Below are 13,150 nucleotides of genomic sequence, written 5' to 3' on the forward strand. Positions count from 1 at the left end.
GCGACGCACAGCACCGCAGGCCGGATGATCAGCCCGACACCGGCCGGGGCGGACGCCCCTCAACTCGTCCAGGTCCCGGGGCGCACCGGGGCCCCTTGCCACCGGGCCGCGCGGAGCACGACGGCCACGTAGACCAGCGTGGCCCTGGACTGACCGGCGCCCCCGAGGCCGTGCAGGCCGCCGGCGTGCCGGTCCGCGAGGGCCTGGTCATCGGCAGCCCCCGCAGCGGCTACGTCGTGTTCACCCGCACCGGCCGCACCTCGCCCTGGGGCACAGACGGGTGTGCGCACCTGGTCCTGGCGCCCGGAAGGCCGGAGTGCGGCGCGCACGCCGCGGTCGGCGAGCCGTGGGGGTGGCACCTGGCCCCGGCCCTGCAGCTAGGAACTCCTCCCGAATGCTCAGGAGGCTGAGGGGCGGGGATGGAAGAGGCGGAGGCAGAAGAAGCTTGCGCGGTCGTGGACGGGGTCGCGGGTGGGCTGGCGGGGGACGCGCAGGGGGTCCATGTGGATGCCCGTCGCAGCCTGGACGCGGCGGCGGTGGTGGTCGTGGACCTCGGTCAGGGCGGGGTGGGCGATGTGAGCGTTCAGGAGGATCTGGGCTCCCGGCATGCGCTCGGCTGTGTCCTGCCAGAGGTCGACGAGGGCCTCGCGCAGGTCGGCCGGTTGCTCCTCCAGGAGTTCGTCCAGCCACGTGTCGAAGGTGCGGTACCAGCGGAGCTGGACCTCCACCAGGAAGCCGTCGAAGCCGCCGAATTCGGCGACGACCTCGGGGTGCAGGGCCTGCGGGATCGTCGGACGGCGGGTGCGGGCGATCTCGTCCAGGACCGCGTGGACGAGCCGGTGGCGCCGGTGCGCCTGGTTCCACGACATTGCGAACACCTACCTCACGTCTGAAACATGCACTGTGTATGTTAGTATACTCCGTGTATGTCATCTGCCAGAAGCAGGCGCGAGCGCTACTCGGAGGAGACCAAGACCGCTCTGCTGGACGCGGCCACCCGGCGTTTCGCCGAGCACGGCTTTGCGGGGACGGCGCTGGAGGACGTCGCCGCCGACATCCAGGCGACCCGGGGCGCGGTGTACCACCACTTCGCGAACAAGACCGCGCTGTTCCAGGCCGTGTTCGAGCGTCTCGAAGCCGAGATGATCCGGAGGGTGACCGAGGCGATCGCGGGCGCGGACGACCCGTGGCGGGCGGCAATGGTGGCGCAGGAGTCGTTCCTCGACCAGTGCTGCGACCCGGTCTACGGGCGGCTCGTCTGGCAGGAGGCGCCCATCGCGCTCGGCTGGCAGCGCTGGAAGGAGTGCGAGGAGAAGTTCGCCTACGGCCTGATCGAGCAACTGGCCGTGGCGCTCATGGACGCCGGCGAGATCCCCCAGCTGCCCGTAGAGCCGATGGCGCGGGTCACCTTCAACATCCTCGGCGCCGCCGGGATGGCCCTCGCCGAGGCGGCCGAGGCCGACAAGCCCCGGGTCAAGGACGAGTACTCGGCGGTGATCGGCCGCCTCCTGGCGGGTCTGCGCCTTTAGACGTCATCTCAAGCGCCCGCCACGCAGCCGTCGATGCTCTGCGCGCTTGTCTGGAGCTACTCCTCGATATTGATGCGGGCTAAGCCGCTCGCGCCGCGCCCAGGGCAGAGTCCTTGCCGACTAGGCCCACTCCGCGTGCGCCGGGCCCCTCACCGGGGCGGCCATGCGGGCGCTCGTCGCGTTGCTGGGGCGGGCAACCATCTTAGGGGGCCAGCCGGTAGATATCGGCGAGAGATCTACTGGGAGGTCGGATGCGGGAGCGACCGGACTACGCGGCGTACGTGACGGAGCGGTCGCCGCGGCTGCTCAGGACGGCCTATCTGCTGTGCCGCGACTGGGCGCAGGCGGAGGACCTGCTGCAGACGGCGCTGGTCAAGGCGTGGCGGGCGTGGCGGCGGATCGAGGACAACCCCGATCCGTACGTGTACCGGGTCCTCGTCAACACGCATGCGTCGTGGGCGAAGCGGCATTGGCGCCGCGAGCGGCCCACAGAACGGCCGCCGGACAGCCCCGACCCGGCCGACGGCATCGGCGCCGCCGAGGACAAGGCGGTCCTGTGGTCTGCGCTCGGCCGGCTCCCGCACCGGCAGCGAGCCACGCTGGTGCTGCGCTTCTTCGAGGATCTGTCGGAGCCGCAGGTCGCCGCGGTGCTCGGCTGTTCGGTCGGGACCGTCAAGAGCCAGACCAGCAAGGCCCTCGCCAAGCTCCGGATCGATCCGGGTGTTCTGGCCGCCGCACCGCAGGGAGGGGAGTGACCGATGGCACTCGAACTGAAGGACCTGACCGAGGTCATGGAGGCCGGGAGCGCACGCGGCGTTCCGTCCCCGGATCTGCTGGACGGCGTCCGCCGCCGGGTCCGGCGCGGCAATCGGCTGCGCGCCGGCGCCGCGGCCTTCGGCGTGGTGCTGGTCGCGGGATCGGCTTTCGGGATCGTCCAGCAGGATGGAAACGCCCGCGGGCGGCATGCGCTGGGACCGGCGCCGACGATGACGGGGGTCGTCAACCAGGACTTCCCGGAGTCCGCGGGGCGAGACGGCATGCAGCCGCTGAAGGAGGTGCGGTTCTCAACGCTTCGGGCCAAGGGACGGTTCACCGTCACACCGACCGGGCCGTTCATGGGCGTCGCCCTCCGGTGCTCGGGTGACTTCATGGTCTACAAGGAGGTGAAGCCCGGCGTCTTCGACGGCGGCGGCTGCAGCAAGGGCTCGCCTGACGACAGCGCCACCTCGGTCTCCAAGGTCACACCGGGCGTGCCGATCACCATCGAGGTCGTGGCCGTCCCATTGCAGGACAGCAGCGAACAGGGCCCGAACACGTTGAGTTCGATGGCCGACGTCAACCGGTATCTGGGCAGCCACGGGCCGATGTCGGGGAACTGGAGCGTCCGGGTGTACAGCGGCCAGTGCAACTCCGACGCCTGCACCAAGTCGATACACCCGCCGACGCAGTCGAAGCGGCTTCCGGTGGCGGGGCTGAAGCGGCTGGCACGGGTGACCGGGACCGCCGACGGCAGCTCCCGGACGGTGCCGCTCAAGGAGCCGGGGAAGTCGATGCGGATGCGGGTGACGTGTGTGGACGGCGCGGCGGTGGCGGTCGCCCGGATCGGCGGGCGGACCAAGGTCGTCGACTGTGAGAGCGCCGAGTCCATGGGCATCGTCTGGGACCAGGAAGTCGAAGGCGGGACGAACGGGATCGAGATCGCCGTGCTGCCGGCGGAGGCGGGCAAGGTGCACGGCACCGTCGACGCCGCGCTGGCGAAGCTGATGAAAGGCGTGAAACCGGCGGGCAAGTGGACGCTGGAGGTCTACGCCCACTAAACCCGCAGCGCCACCGGGCCCCGACGGTGACCGTCAGGGCCCGGCAGCTTTTGCAGCGATATCAAGCCCGATTCCCACGCGATCAACAGCAGACTTCGGCCGGCCATTCCGTCTGAGTCCCAGTCGCCCCCAGCGGCCCGCGCACCCTCAACTGGTCCCCCACGTCGATCACGGGCGGCCCGCAAGGCACCCGCAACGCAGAGACCTCCAGCACCGATGCCGCCGTGCCATCAGCCTCGCAACCACCGACCTCTGGGCCGCCGGACGACTTCGCCTCCATCACCGGTTCCGGTTCGTGACATCGACCGCCGGATGTTGGAGACCGCTCCTGCCCGACAGCCGGCCCGCCGCAAGCCCGCCGCAAGCCCGCCACGCGACCGCGCCATCGCCCGCGCCCATGTGGACAAGCTGTTCACCGACGACGGCCGCGGGTGCGGAAAGGACCTTTGGCAAGAAGGTGCGGGAAATGTGTCGCTGGTTCATGATCATCGCTCATAGGGTCACGGCCATGACAACGGTGCTCTGCGTACCCCAGTGGCAAGGATCAAGCTCACCGAACGCCCGCCGGCTGATATCCGGCGCCCGGATCGCCGCGGAATCGATTCGGGCCGACGCCCGCGTGGTAGTGCCGGTGCTCGACGCCGGCGGCAAACGCGAAGCCGGCGTGCGCGGGCTTGATGTGCTCATCGAGAACCTGCGGCTCACCAGGGAAGCTCTGGCCGGCATTGACGACGCGGTGATCACGGTAGGCGGCGAGTGCGCAGTGGACCTGGCGCCGCTGTCGGCCGCCCGAGCCCGGTACGGCGCCCAGTTGACAGTGCTGTGGATCGACGCGCACCCGGACCTGTACACCCCGCAGACCCTGCCGTCCGGTTCATTCCACGGGATGATCCTGCGCACGCTGCTCGGCGAGGGTCCAGCACCGCTCATTCCGGAGCAGCCGTTGTCACCCGAGCAGGTGATAATCGCGGGGTTGAGGGCATTCGAGCCCGACGTGCGCGAGCAGATCGAGGGCTATATCGAGCAGTCAGGTATCCGTCGCCACGGCGTCAGCGACCTGGAGAAAGTCCTTGACGGTCTCACCGGGCCGGTCTACGTGCACATCGATCTCGACGTCCTCGATCCGCCCGAGTTCAGCGCCACCTGCTACCCCGAACCGGACGGAGTCAAGCCGCAACGGCTCATCGACCTGATCTCCCGGATCGACAACGTGGTCGGAGCCGCGATCACCGAGCACGCCCCGGCCGACGACGCCGGGATTCCTCGCGAGACCGAGGTGATCCGCCGGCTGGGCGCCGAATTGAAGGTGGGCAGATAGTCCTCCTAAACAAAAGGCCGGGGCTGCCGAGGTTGAAAGGCGTCCTTACGGAGGCTGGGCAGTGCGCCATCGTGCACGCCGCACGTTTCCGAGTTCGCGCCCTGCGGGTGTTCACAGCCTTTCCTGCGCCTCGGCCGCCGGCATCGAGTCGCCCACCGGCTGACAGCGGTGAACCCCATTGGGACGGCTCTGGTCGGTGGGCGCCGCGGATCGCCGCCGCCGGTGCTCGCCGAGTGCTTCGCGTTGTGCCGTTGTGAGCCGGTGGTCTGCGGCGATGGTGTAGGCGCCGGGCTCGACGGCCTGGACGGTGAGCGGGTCGCCGACCTCCGGATGCCGTTCGGTGCCGCGCAGGGCGCTGGTGACGCGGTCCGAATGCCATCCCAACGCGGCGGAGAGTTGTGCGACTGTGAGCGGCTCGCCGACGTGCACGAGTGCCGCGAGCAGGGTCAGCATGTCGCTGACGGCGGCTCGGCCGGGGACGCCGACCATGTCGGCGCTGATACGTGCGAAGAACCGGGCCATCTCATTGAGCCGGGCTCCCGCCGGTGTGGTGGCGCCGAAGATCTCGACTCCCCGTCGGGCCGTGTCCGCCCACAGGACGTTCTTGCGGGCGCTCGCCGTCCATGCCCGGAGCCAGACATCGCCCCCGACGACGTACCTTTCGCGGCGTTGCCGGGGAGCGCGCTCGCGTCGGACGACGTCCAGGCCTGCGAGGTAACCGATCGCCTTGGACACCGACGCCGGGCTGACCTGCAACTGCCGGACGAGGTCGGCGGAGCTCAGGGCGCCGGAATCGGTCGTGACCAGGTGCGCGAGCACTCGCGCGGCCATTCGGGGAAGTCCGATCTGCTCCATCAGCGCCGCGAAATCCTCCGCGAAAGCGCGGACCGCCTCAGAGTTACGTCTGTAGGTGTTCGTGGCGGCCGGGGCCCGTCGTCGCGCAGCCGGTCCGCGGCGGTGGGCACGCCGCTCGGTGGCCTGCTGGGCGTGATCCGCCCGGTAGCCTCCGGGTCCGCTGTTGCGAGCCACCTCACGGCTGACGGTAGAGGTCGGCCTGCCCAGCCGCCTGGCGATCTCGGCGTAGCCGAGCCCTTCCGCCAGCCACGACGCGATGCACCGACGCTCCTGTTCACTCAGCCTGCTTCCGGGCATCCGCGCAGTATCCATTCGCGACCATCACATTGCAACGGCCGAGCTTCCGATCGTTGCGATCAAGCACAGGCCATTGCAATCTTCTCCGCAAGAAAGCACTGTTCAGCGGCATGATCACCCAAGTGGGCAGATTGACGATCCAGGAAAGGAGACATAGCTTTCCTCACCTCTCAAGCCACCGTGAGGAGTCGGCATGACACAGCCCCGCCCCCGAACCGCCCCGACGGCCCCGTCGGCCATGGGCACCGGCCGTGACCTTCTTCAGCGGCTGCTCGATCGGGCGGTCGGTGAGGGCGGCGTTCCCGGCATCGTCATCGAGGTCCGCGACGACCACGGGCCGTGGTTCGGCACGGCGGGAGCGGCCGACACCGACACCGGGCGCGAACGCACCCCGCAAGAACGGTTCCGTATCGGGAGCGTCACCAAGACGTTCGTGGCCACGGTGATCCTGCAACTCGCGGCCGAGCGCAAGCTGAGCCTGGACGACACCGTGGACCAATGGCTGCCGGGAAGAGTCCAAGGGCACGGTCACCAGGGCGGGAAGACCAGCATCCGGCGACTGCTGAACCACACCAGCGGGATCTTCAGCTACACAGAGGACCCCGAAATGGTGAACCAATACGAGAGCCACACCCCCGAACTGCTCGTGGACATCGCCATGGCCCATCCGCCCGCCTTCGAACCGGGCGCAGACTGGGGTTACAGCAATACCAACTACATCCTCGCCGGCATGATCGCCGAACGGGTGACCGGTCAGGCCCTGGCCGACCGGATCGCCCAGCGGATCACCCGGCCGCTCGGCCTGGACGGGACATACCTGCCGAGCGGCACCGACCCGACGATCCAGGGGCCGCACCCTCGGCACTACACCAAGCTGATGAACCCCGCCCCCGACGCGGAGATCCACGACGCGACCGAACTGGACTCATCAATGTTCTGGGCGGCGGGCAGCATGATCTCCACGACCGGAGACCTCCACCGGTTCTTCCGCGCACTCCTGGACGGCCGGCTCCTGCCCCCCACGCAGCAAGAACAGATGTTCACCATGGTCCCGACCAAGAACTGGATCCCCGACACGACGTACGGGCTGGGCATCTCCTCGGTGACGCTGCCATGGGGCACCACGGTTTGGGGCATGGGCGGCGCCATCTTCGGCTCGTGGTCCTACACCTACGGCACCCGCGACGGCGAGCACATGCTCGTCATCGACGTCAACGGCGACTGGGCCAACGGTCCCTGGGACGACCCGATCAGCATCTTCACCGACGTCCTCCAAGCGGAATTCTGCCCACCGAAGACCACGCCATAAGGGCAGTACAGGCATCCGGAGCGGGCTTACAAGGACGCCGCGAAGGCTGACAACCCCTGATCAGCACCCGCCACCCGGTAGCGCATGGGCGCTTCCGGGTGACGCGTCATTCAAAACCACCTGGACGGAGACGGAGACCTTCTTCAGCGCCGCGACCTGGTCGGCCGTCAGCGTCGATGCGGTGGGCAGTGTGAACGGGCCGTTCGTACCCGTCCCGAAGACGCCGCAGTAGCCGAAGTCACCCGTGTGGTTGAACAGCAGGGAGTTCACCACGGACGCCGCGTTCCCCAGACCGCCGACCGCGCGCTGCGACGCCGAGGTCGACACGTGGTAGTGGGCCTCGACGAATGGAATGACGCTGTCCTTCAGGTTCGCGTCGGATACGGTTGCGCGCGTTTCGGGTCATAACCCGGTGGCGTGTACACGCCGAGGTGGTTGTGTCCGGCGGGCGTCTGCGACGTCGGCGCCGTGTACGTGATATCCGTCAAGGATCCGTGCCGGCTGTTAGGCGCCTGCCAGGACAGATCCTGGGTGCGGAACCTGGGGTCTGACGGCACATAGACCTGGCTGACCGGCTCGACCGATCCCTCGACACCGGTGCGTTTCACGTTCCACGGCGGGTTGCTCGGGTCGACCACCTCCGAGCACCCCACCTGCTTCGGGCCGGCGCAGTTGACGTAGAAGCCATAGCTGAACACCCCGGACGGCAGCGGCGTGGTGTAGGTCCACACATCTCCGTGCTTCGTCATGTCGACGACGGGCCAGTTCGCGGCGGTCGAGTTCGGATATGCCATAGGGACGTCGCCCGGCTGCCACTGCGACGGGACGCGACCCGGCGTCTGCACGACGTCGGTCTCCGAGCTTCCGGCCAGCGCGGAACGTCACCGTGTAGCCGGTCGATGCCTTGGCCGTGTGCTCGACCTGGGGTGACAGTACGGCGCCTGCCGCGCCGGACGGCGCAGACGGGCCCTCGACGGCGGCGGCCGCCGAGGTCGCCGTCAATGCCACGGCTCCTACGACGAGAGCGCCGAGGAATGTGCCGCGTAGTGGTCTCAGAGAGAACGCCCGGCCCGGACGGTCTGGGCGGCCGCGGGCGAAACGCGTTGATCCGCCTCTCATGAATCGGCCCCTGCCGAGGCGTTGTAGTACTGGCCGCCGCCGTAGCTCCCCGAGTAGGCGGAGCCTGCGTCGTGTGCCGGGATCACGATCCGGGCCACCCCGTCGCTTAGCGGCACCGGTGCGCCGTAGGCCTTGCCGTCGACCGAGAACTGGACCTTGCCGGTCGGCGCCTCGGGCTCCGCCGTGGCCGGCGTGACCTTGGCCTTCAGTATGACGCCTGCCCGGGTGGAGGTCGCCCGCACCGTGGTCGAGGTGGTGCGGAAGGCGACCTTGGTCATGAAGTCGCGCAGCGTTTTGCGCCAGAAGTACCAGGTGTGGCCGCCGTCGATCTTGAAGGTTTCGAAAGGTACCCCGGCCGCTGTCAGCCGCGACTGCTCGTCGGCCATGTTCGGCCCGGCCAGGCCGCCGACGTCCTGGTTGCCGACGGCGAGCTGCAGCCCGAGCAGTTTCTTGAGGTCGGGGTTGGCCAGGGCGGGGTTCCCCTGGGCCGGCAGCCCGCGGGGGGCTGACCAGATGCCGTAGTACCCGAACGCCGTGGTGTTGTCGAAGAGCATCACGTTCGCCCGCGTGCCGCCGCCGGAGGTGCCTGCGAAGGCCCGGCCGCTCGCGCTCGTGGTGACGTTGTACTTCTGCTGCATGAACGGGATCACCGCGTTGCGGACATCGGACGCATAGCCCGGTTCAGCCCCGTCGAGGTTCATGAAGTTCGTCATGGCGACCACCACCGGCTGCATCTTTCCGGCCGCGATGAGGTTGTCGATGATCTGGATCTGCCGGCCCTGCGTGGACCAGTCGACCTCCTGTTCCCCGCCGCCGCCGTGGCTGAGCACGAACAGGGGGTACGGTGTGGCGCGGTGCGGGTCGTACCCGTGCGGCAGGTAGACCGCGAGGTCGTGGCTTCCGACCGGGCTCGTCGAGAGCGCCGAGGGGTACGACACGTCCGTGAGCGTCCCCCTCCGGCCGGGCGGAGCATCGGCTTGCCACGAGTAGTCGGCGGTGCCGAACCGCGGGTCCGACGGCACGTAGACCTGGCTGCTGGTCTCGACCGAGCCGCGGGTGTTCCACGGCGGGTTCGACGGATCCGCCGCCGGAGTGCACCCGGTCAGGTCCGGCGCGGGCGCGTCGCAGTCGCGGTAGAGCCGGTAGCTGAACACACCTGACGGCAGTGGCGTGGTGTACGACCACACGCCGGTCGCCGGATCCTTGACCATGTCGGCCACCGGCCAGTTCGCGTTGGGTCCGACCGGCGACTGCAGCGGGACGTCGCCGGGCTTCCATTGATCCGGCGAGCGCGGGTTCGAGTTGGTCGGATCCGCGGCGATGTCAGAGGCCGATGAGAACGACCACTCGCCTTTGATCCGCATCCGTGTCGCGGACGGGTCGTAGATCCGGAAAGTGACCTTGTACCCCGTGGGCGCGGTGCCGGTGTGCACAACCTGCGGAGAGAGGTTCTTCGCCGGGCCATGTGGCGTACCGGCCGTGGCGGCCGAGACGACCGACATGGCCAGGCCGGTGGTCGCGAGGGTGATGAGAGCGGCCCGGTGGGAGATGCGCACTGGGTTGCCTTTCATGGTGATCAGGAACTGGTCGAGGCTGAGGCGTTGTAGTACTGGCCGCCGCCGTAGCTCGCCGCGTACGCGGAACCGGCATCACGCGCAGGGACGACGATCGTGGCCACGCCGTTGTGCAGCGGCCTCGGTGCGCCGTAGGCCTTGCCGTCTACCGAGAACTGGACCTTGCCCGTCGGACTCACCGGTTCCGCGGTCGCGGACGTGACCCGCGCGGTGAGCTGGACGCCGCCCGGCCGGTGCGTCGCGTGGACGGTCGTGGTCGTAGCCCGGAACGTGACCCTGGTCAGGAAGTCGCGCAGCGCGTTCCGCCAGTACGACCAGTTGTGCCCGCCGTTGATGTTGTAGGCCGCGAACGGCACACCCGCGGTCTTCAGCAGCGACTGCTCGGCCGCGGTGTTGCCCTGCGCCAGGCCGCCGAGGTCCTGGACGGCGACTCCGATGTGGAGCCCGAGCAGTTGCTTGAGCTGGGGGTTGGTCTCCTCGCCGGCGGTCGGAAGTCCGCGGGGCGCCGACCAGACGGCGTAGTGGCCGAACGATGTGGTGCGGTGGAACAGGATGTCCTGGACCACCGTCGCACCGCCCGAAAGTCCCGCCAGGGCGCGCCCACCGGCGCTCGTGTCGACGTTGTAGTGCTGCTGCGTGAACGGGATGATGTCGTCGAGAGTCTCAGCGGTCGTGGGGTTGTTGGGCATCACGACGACCATCGGCTGGACAAGGCCTCGGGAGATGAGGTTGTCCATGATGTTGTTCAGGTCCCCCTGGGTGCTCCAGTCCATCTCGTTGCCGCCGCCGCCGTGGATCAGGTAGAAGGTGGGGTACGGCGTCGCGCGGCGGGGGTCGTAACCCGGAGGCGTGTAGACGGAGAGGTAGTTCTTGTCCGCCGGATTCGCGTGGCCGGGCGAGCTGTAGGTGAGGTGGGCCAGCGTGCCGCGCTGGTGGGCGGGAGCCTCGGACTGCCAGGAGTAGTCGGTCGTGTGGAACTTCGGGTCCGACGGAACGTAGACCTGGCTGTCGGCCTCGACCGAGCCGCTGGTGTTCCACGGGGGGTTCGACGGGTCGGCCGCCGGGGTGCAGCCGGTCAGGGCCGGCGCAGCCGCGTCGCAGTCGCGGTAGAAGGCGTAGTTGAACACGCCTGAGGGCAGCGAGGTCGTGAACGACCACACGCCGGTCGCACCGTTCTTGACCATGTCGGTGACCGGCCAGTTCGCGGCCGAACCGGCGTTCGGGGAGGCCAGCGGGAAGTCCCCGACCCGCCAGGTATCGCCATATCGCGGGTTCGGGTTGGTCGGGTCCGCGGCGATGTCGGCGGCCGATGAGAACGACCACTCGCCTTTGATCCGCATCCGTGTCGCGGACGGGTCGTAGATCCGGAAGGTCACCTTGTACCCCGTGGGCGCGGTGCCGGTGTGCACGACCTGCGGAGAGAGGTTCTTCGCCGGGCCATGTGGCGTACCGGCCGTGGCGGTCGGCACGACCGCCACGATCAGGGTTGCCGCGACGGTGGCGGTCAGCGTGGCTCTGATGCCGGTGCGCATCCGTTTCCAGCCACGCCGTCTCGTTGGGTTCATCATTGCCTGCTTCCGGTTGACTCGCTGAGATAGCGGATGTGGTGGTCAGGGGGCACACGACACCGGCGGTTGCACGGCCACCACCTCAGGACGAGATGTTCTTCCAGAACGCCGTGTTGTGTTCGGCACTGAACTGGTTGGTGACCTGCGAACATGCGGCCGGCGGCCGGCCCGTGGCGGGCGACGTGTGGCAGGCGGACAGCGACATCATCGCGTCGGTCTCCGGGCGGTACGCCGGCCAGCTCGGGGTGTCGGCGCCGTTCGGGTCGCCGTACGCGACGAACCTGCCCCAGTAACGGATCATCTGGTTGGACAGCTCGAGCTGGTCATCGCTGTACGGCAGCGTCTGACCGAGGTAGTCCCAGATGTAACCGAGATCGTCGACGTGGGTGGCGCCGAACGGGAACTTCCGTGCCGCCTCACTCTTCTGCTGGATCAGGTAGATGGAGGCGAACTGCGGCGTGTCGCTCTCGGCGAACTCGTAGGCGTACGTGGGCACATACCGGGACAGCTGTCCGTAGAGGGACTGGCGGGTGTAGGACGCGGAGTCGCCCTGCACCTTGGTCCACGCGGCGTCCGGGGAGTCGAACTTCCCGACGGGATACTCGGCGAGCACCTTGTCGGCGTTGGCGCCGTACGTCGACTTCACGAGCGTCTGATACTGGTCCGCGGTAAGCGGCTTGCCCAGGTAGTCGTAGCTCTGGAACGTGAACAGCGCCCGCTCGTTGTTGACCTGGCCCAGCAGGACCGGAACGTGGTTGAACTTCCCCGACGGGACCGCGACCGCGGGGTCGGTCGGGAAGGCGGCACCACCGAGCGCGGGCCGTACGCCCGCCTTCTGCTGGGCGGCGAGGATGTCTGCCGCCGGCTTGCCGCGCAGGCACGCGAGCACGTCCGAGGCGCTCGAGCAGCCGACCGCCTGGACGAAGGCGAGGCTCGACTTGTCCCCGTCAGCCGTGGACTGCGTGCTGCAGCCGCCGCTCATGATGACCGCCCGGGAGAAGAGTCCCTTGGCGGTCGGCGAGGCCACCTGGTCGCAGACCGACGAGCCGCCGGCGGACTGACCGGCGATGGTGACGTCCCGCGGGTCCCCGCCGAAGCGCGCGATGTTGGCCTGCACCCAGCGCAGGGCCGCCTGCTGGTCGAGCAGCCCGAAGTTGCCGGAACCGTCGGCGCTCGCCTGCCGCAGTTGCGGCAGGCTCAAGAACCCGAGCGCGCCCAGCCGGTAGTTGATGGTGACGACGACCGCGTTCGCCTGCTGGACGAACTTGCGGGGGTCGGTGTCCTGGCCCGCACCGCCCGTGAAGCCGCCGCCGTGGATCCACACCAGTACCGGACGCCGGCCCTCCGTCTGGTGCGGCGCGTAGACGTTGAGCGACAGGCAGTCCTCGGTGAGAGTGGGGTTCTCATAGCCGGGATCCCAGCCGCTGCCCTGGACACAGCGGTGGCCGAACTGCGTGGCGTCGCGCACGCCGTCCCACCGTGCCGCCGGTTGAGGCGCGGCCCACCGCAGCTTGCCGGTCGGGTTCGCGGCGTACGGCATGCCGAGCCACGTGTCGTACCCGGTCTGGCTCCCGCCGCGTACCTTGCCGTTGGAGGTCTCCACCAGGGTCGATGCGGGCCGGGGCGAGTCCTCGGGCCGGGCCGCCGCGGCCACCGGGGAGATGAGCCCGATGCCGATCAGGGCCCCGATCGCGATGGCCGCGCCCGTACGTCGTCTCGTCCGTCTCATCGTTGCCTTCTTTCTGCTTGTCAGGCTTTTGGGGA

General features: G+C 68.9%; 14 protein-coding genes and 1 pseudogene. 6 read left to right on the forward strand and 9 right to left on the reverse strand.

The features are described from left to right. Window positions 1–95: 95 nt before the first annotated feature. Window positions 96–410 carry a hypothetical protein gene (locus ACQPZP_RS34255; protein ID WP_433473830.1) on the forward strand — a complete coding sequence of 105 codons (315 nt, stop codon included), beginning with the start codon at window positions 96–98 and terminating at the stop codon, window positions 408–410. On the opposite strand, the gene ACQPZP_RS34260 is transcribed toward ACQPZP_RS34255, so the two are convergent. Further along, on the reverse strand, window positions 399–869 hold the full coding sequence (locus tag ACQPZP_RS34260; RefSeq protein WP_433473831.1) for a hypothetical protein: 471 nt from the start codon (window positions 867–869) through the stop codon (window positions 399–401). The genes ACQPZP_RS34255 and ACQPZP_RS34260 overlap by 12 nt on opposite strands. A gap of 57 nt (window positions 870–926) precedes the next feature. Here ACQPZP_RS34260 and ACQPZP_RS34265 point away from each other — a divergent pair, with 57 nt between their 5' ends. The 3 genes from ACQPZP_RS34265 (at window position 927) to ACQPZP_RS34275 (ending at window position 3,346) form a co-directional block, all read left to right on the forward strand. Next, window positions 927–1,529, forward strand: a complete 603-nt coding sequence (locus tag ACQPZP_RS34265; protein WP_433473832.1) for a TetR/AcrR family transcriptional regulator — start codon at window positions 927–929, stop codon at window positions 1,527–1,529. A 251-nt stretch (window positions 1,530–1,780) separates the two neighbouring features. Beyond that, complete coding sequence (locus ACQPZP_RS34270; protein WP_433473833.1) at window positions 1,781–2,284, forward strand: SigE family RNA polymerase sigma factor; 504 nt, start codon at window positions 1,781–1,783, stop codon at window positions 2,282–2,284. 3 nt (window positions 2,285–2,287) lie between these two features. Beyond that, complete coding sequence (locus ACQPZP_RS34275) at window positions 2,288–3,346, forward strand: hypothetical protein (protein ID WP_433473834.1); 1,059 nt, start codon at window positions 2,288–2,290, stop codon at window positions 3,344–3,346. A 279-nt stretch (window positions 3,347–3,625) separates the two neighbouring features. On the opposite strand, the gene ACQPZP_RS34280 is transcribed toward ACQPZP_RS34275, so the two are convergent. Continuing rightward, window positions 3,626–3,835: a hypothetical protein gene (locus ACQPZP_RS34280; protein ID WP_433473835.1), complete on the reverse strand. Its 210-nt coding sequence runs from the start codon at window positions 3,833–3,835 to the stop codon at window positions 3,626–3,628. Window positions 3,836–3,854: 19 nt separating this feature from the next. On the opposite strand from ACQPZP_RS34280, the gene ACQPZP_RS34285 reads away from it, so the two are divergent. Continuing rightward, window positions 3,855–4,664 (forward strand): arginase family protein, encoded by an 810-nt coding sequence (locus ACQPZP_RS34285; RefSeq protein WP_433473836.1) that lies wholly within the window; start codon window positions 3,855–3,857, stop codon window positions 4,662–4,664. Window positions 4,665–4,775: 111 nt separating this feature from the next. On the opposite strand, the gene ACQPZP_RS34290 is transcribed toward ACQPZP_RS34285, so the two are convergent. Both ACQPZP_RS34290 and ACQPZP_RS34295 read right to left on the reverse strand, forming a co-directional pair. Further along, window positions 4,776–5,519: a MarR family transcriptional regulator gene (locus ACQPZP_RS34290; protein ID WP_433479722.1), complete on the reverse strand. Its 744-nt coding sequence runs from the start codon at window positions 5,517–5,519 to the stop codon at window positions 4,776–4,778. A 165-nt stretch (window positions 5,520–5,684) separates the two neighbouring features. Further along, a pseudogene (locus tag ACQPZP_RS34295) lies at window positions 5,685–5,831 on the reverse strand (helix-turn-helix domain-containing protein); the annotation flags it as partial. Between the two features lie 178 nt (window positions 5,832–6,009). On the opposite strand from ACQPZP_RS34295, the gene ACQPZP_RS34300 reads away from it, so the two are divergent. Beyond that, window positions 6,010–7,125, forward strand: a complete 1,116-nt coding sequence (locus ACQPZP_RS34300) for a serine hydrolase domain-containing protein (protein WP_433473837.1) — start codon at window positions 6,010–6,012, stop codon at window positions 7,123–7,125. A gap of 60 nt (window positions 7,126–7,185) precedes the next feature. Here the strand turns inward: ACQPZP_RS34300 and ACQPZP_RS34305 are convergent, their stop codons facing one another. The 5 genes from ACQPZP_RS34305 to ACQPZP_RS34325 form a co-directional block, all read right to left on the reverse strand. Further along, window positions 7,186–7,452, reverse strand: coding sequence for a hypothetical protein (locus ACQPZP_RS34305; RefSeq protein ID WP_433473838.1), 267 nt, complete (start codon window positions 7,450–7,452; stop codon window positions 7,186–7,188). A gap of 38 nt (window positions 7,453–7,490) precedes the next feature. Beyond that, on the reverse strand, window positions 7,491–7,919 hold the full coding sequence (locus ACQPZP_RS34310; RefSeq protein WP_433473839.1) for a hypothetical protein: 429 nt from the start codon (window positions 7,917–7,919) through the stop codon (window positions 7,491–7,493). A gap of 321 nt (window positions 7,920–8,240) precedes the next feature. Further along, on the reverse strand, window positions 8,241–9,815 hold the full coding sequence (locus tag ACQPZP_RS34315) for an alpha/beta hydrolase-fold protein (protein ID WP_433473840.1): 1,575 nt from the start codon (window positions 9,813–9,815) through the stop codon (window positions 8,241–8,243). A 5-nt stretch (window positions 9,816–9,820) separates the two neighbouring features. Beyond that, window positions 9,821–11,350, reverse strand: coding sequence for a hypothetical protein (locus ACQPZP_RS34320; protein ID WP_433473841.1), 1,530 nt, complete (start codon window positions 11,348–11,350; stop codon window positions 9,821–9,823). Between the two features lie 118 nt (window positions 11,351–11,468). Beyond that, window positions 11,469–13,115, reverse strand: coding sequence for a carboxylesterase/lipase family protein (locus ACQPZP_RS34325; RefSeq protein ID WP_433473842.1), 1,647 nt, complete (start codon window positions 13,113–13,115; stop codon window positions 11,469–11,471). Window positions 13,116–13,150: the final 35 nt, after the last annotated feature.

Origin of the sequence: Spirillospora sp. CA-142024, from assembly GCF_050942325.1 — a bacterium.
In the GTDB taxonomy this organism is placed as follows: domain Bacteria; phylum Actinomycetota; class Actinomycetes; order Streptosporangiales; family Streptosporangiaceae; genus Spirillospora.

What these genes read in the sequence shown, in the direction of transcription:
- ACQPZP_RS34260 (WP_433473831.1), bottom strand. Translation starts at nt 869, where the DNA reads ATGTCGTGGAACCAGGCGCACCGGCGCCACCGGCTCGTCCACGCGGTC.
- ACQPZP_RS34265 (WP_433473832.1), top strand. Translation starts at nt 927, where the DNA reads ATGTCATCTGCCAGAAGCAGGCGCGAGCGCTACTCGGAGGAGACCAAG.
- ACQPZP_RS34270 (WP_433473833.1), top strand. Translation starts at nt 1,781, where the DNA reads ATGCGGGAGCGACCGGACTACGCGGCGTACGTGACGGAGCGGTCGCCG.
- ACQPZP_RS34275 (WP_433473834.1), top strand. Translation starts at nt 2,288, where the DNA reads ATGGCACTCGAACTGAAGGACCTGACCGAGGTCATGGAGGCCGGGAGC.
- ACQPZP_RS34280 (WP_433473835.1), bottom strand. Translation starts at nt 3,835, where the DNA reads ATGATCATGAACCAGCGACACATTTCCCGCACCTTCTTGCCAAAGGTC.
- ACQPZP_RS34285 (WP_433473836.1), top strand. Translation starts at nt 3,855, where the DNA reads ATGACAACGGTGCTCTGCGTACCCCAGTGGCAAGGATCAAGCTCACCG.
- ACQPZP_RS34290 (WP_433479722.1), bottom strand. Translation starts at nt 5,519, where the DNA reads ATGGAGCAGATCGGACTTCCCCGAATGGCCGCGCGAGTGCTCGCGCAC.
- ACQPZP_RS34300 (WP_433473837.1), top strand. Translation starts at nt 6,010, where the DNA reads ATGACACAGCCCCGCCCCCGAACCGCCCCGACGGCCCCGTCGGCCATG.
- ACQPZP_RS34310 (WP_433473839.1), bottom strand. Translation starts at nt 7,919, where the DNA reads ATGGCATATCCGAACTCGACCGCCGCGAACTGGCCCGTCGTCGACATG.
- ACQPZP_RS34315 (WP_433473840.1), bottom strand. Translation starts at nt 9,815, where the DNA reads ATGAAAGGCAACCCAGTGCGCATCTCCCACCGGGCCGCTCTCATCACC.
- ACQPZP_RS34320 (WP_433473841.1), bottom strand. Translation starts at nt 11,350, where the DNA reads ATGCGCACCGGCATCAGAGCCACGCTGACCGCCACCGTCGCGGCAACC.
- ACQPZP_RS34325 (WP_433473842.1), bottom strand. Translation starts at nt 13,115, where the DNA reads ATGAGACGGACGAGACGACGTACGGGCGCGGCCATCGCGATCGGGGCC.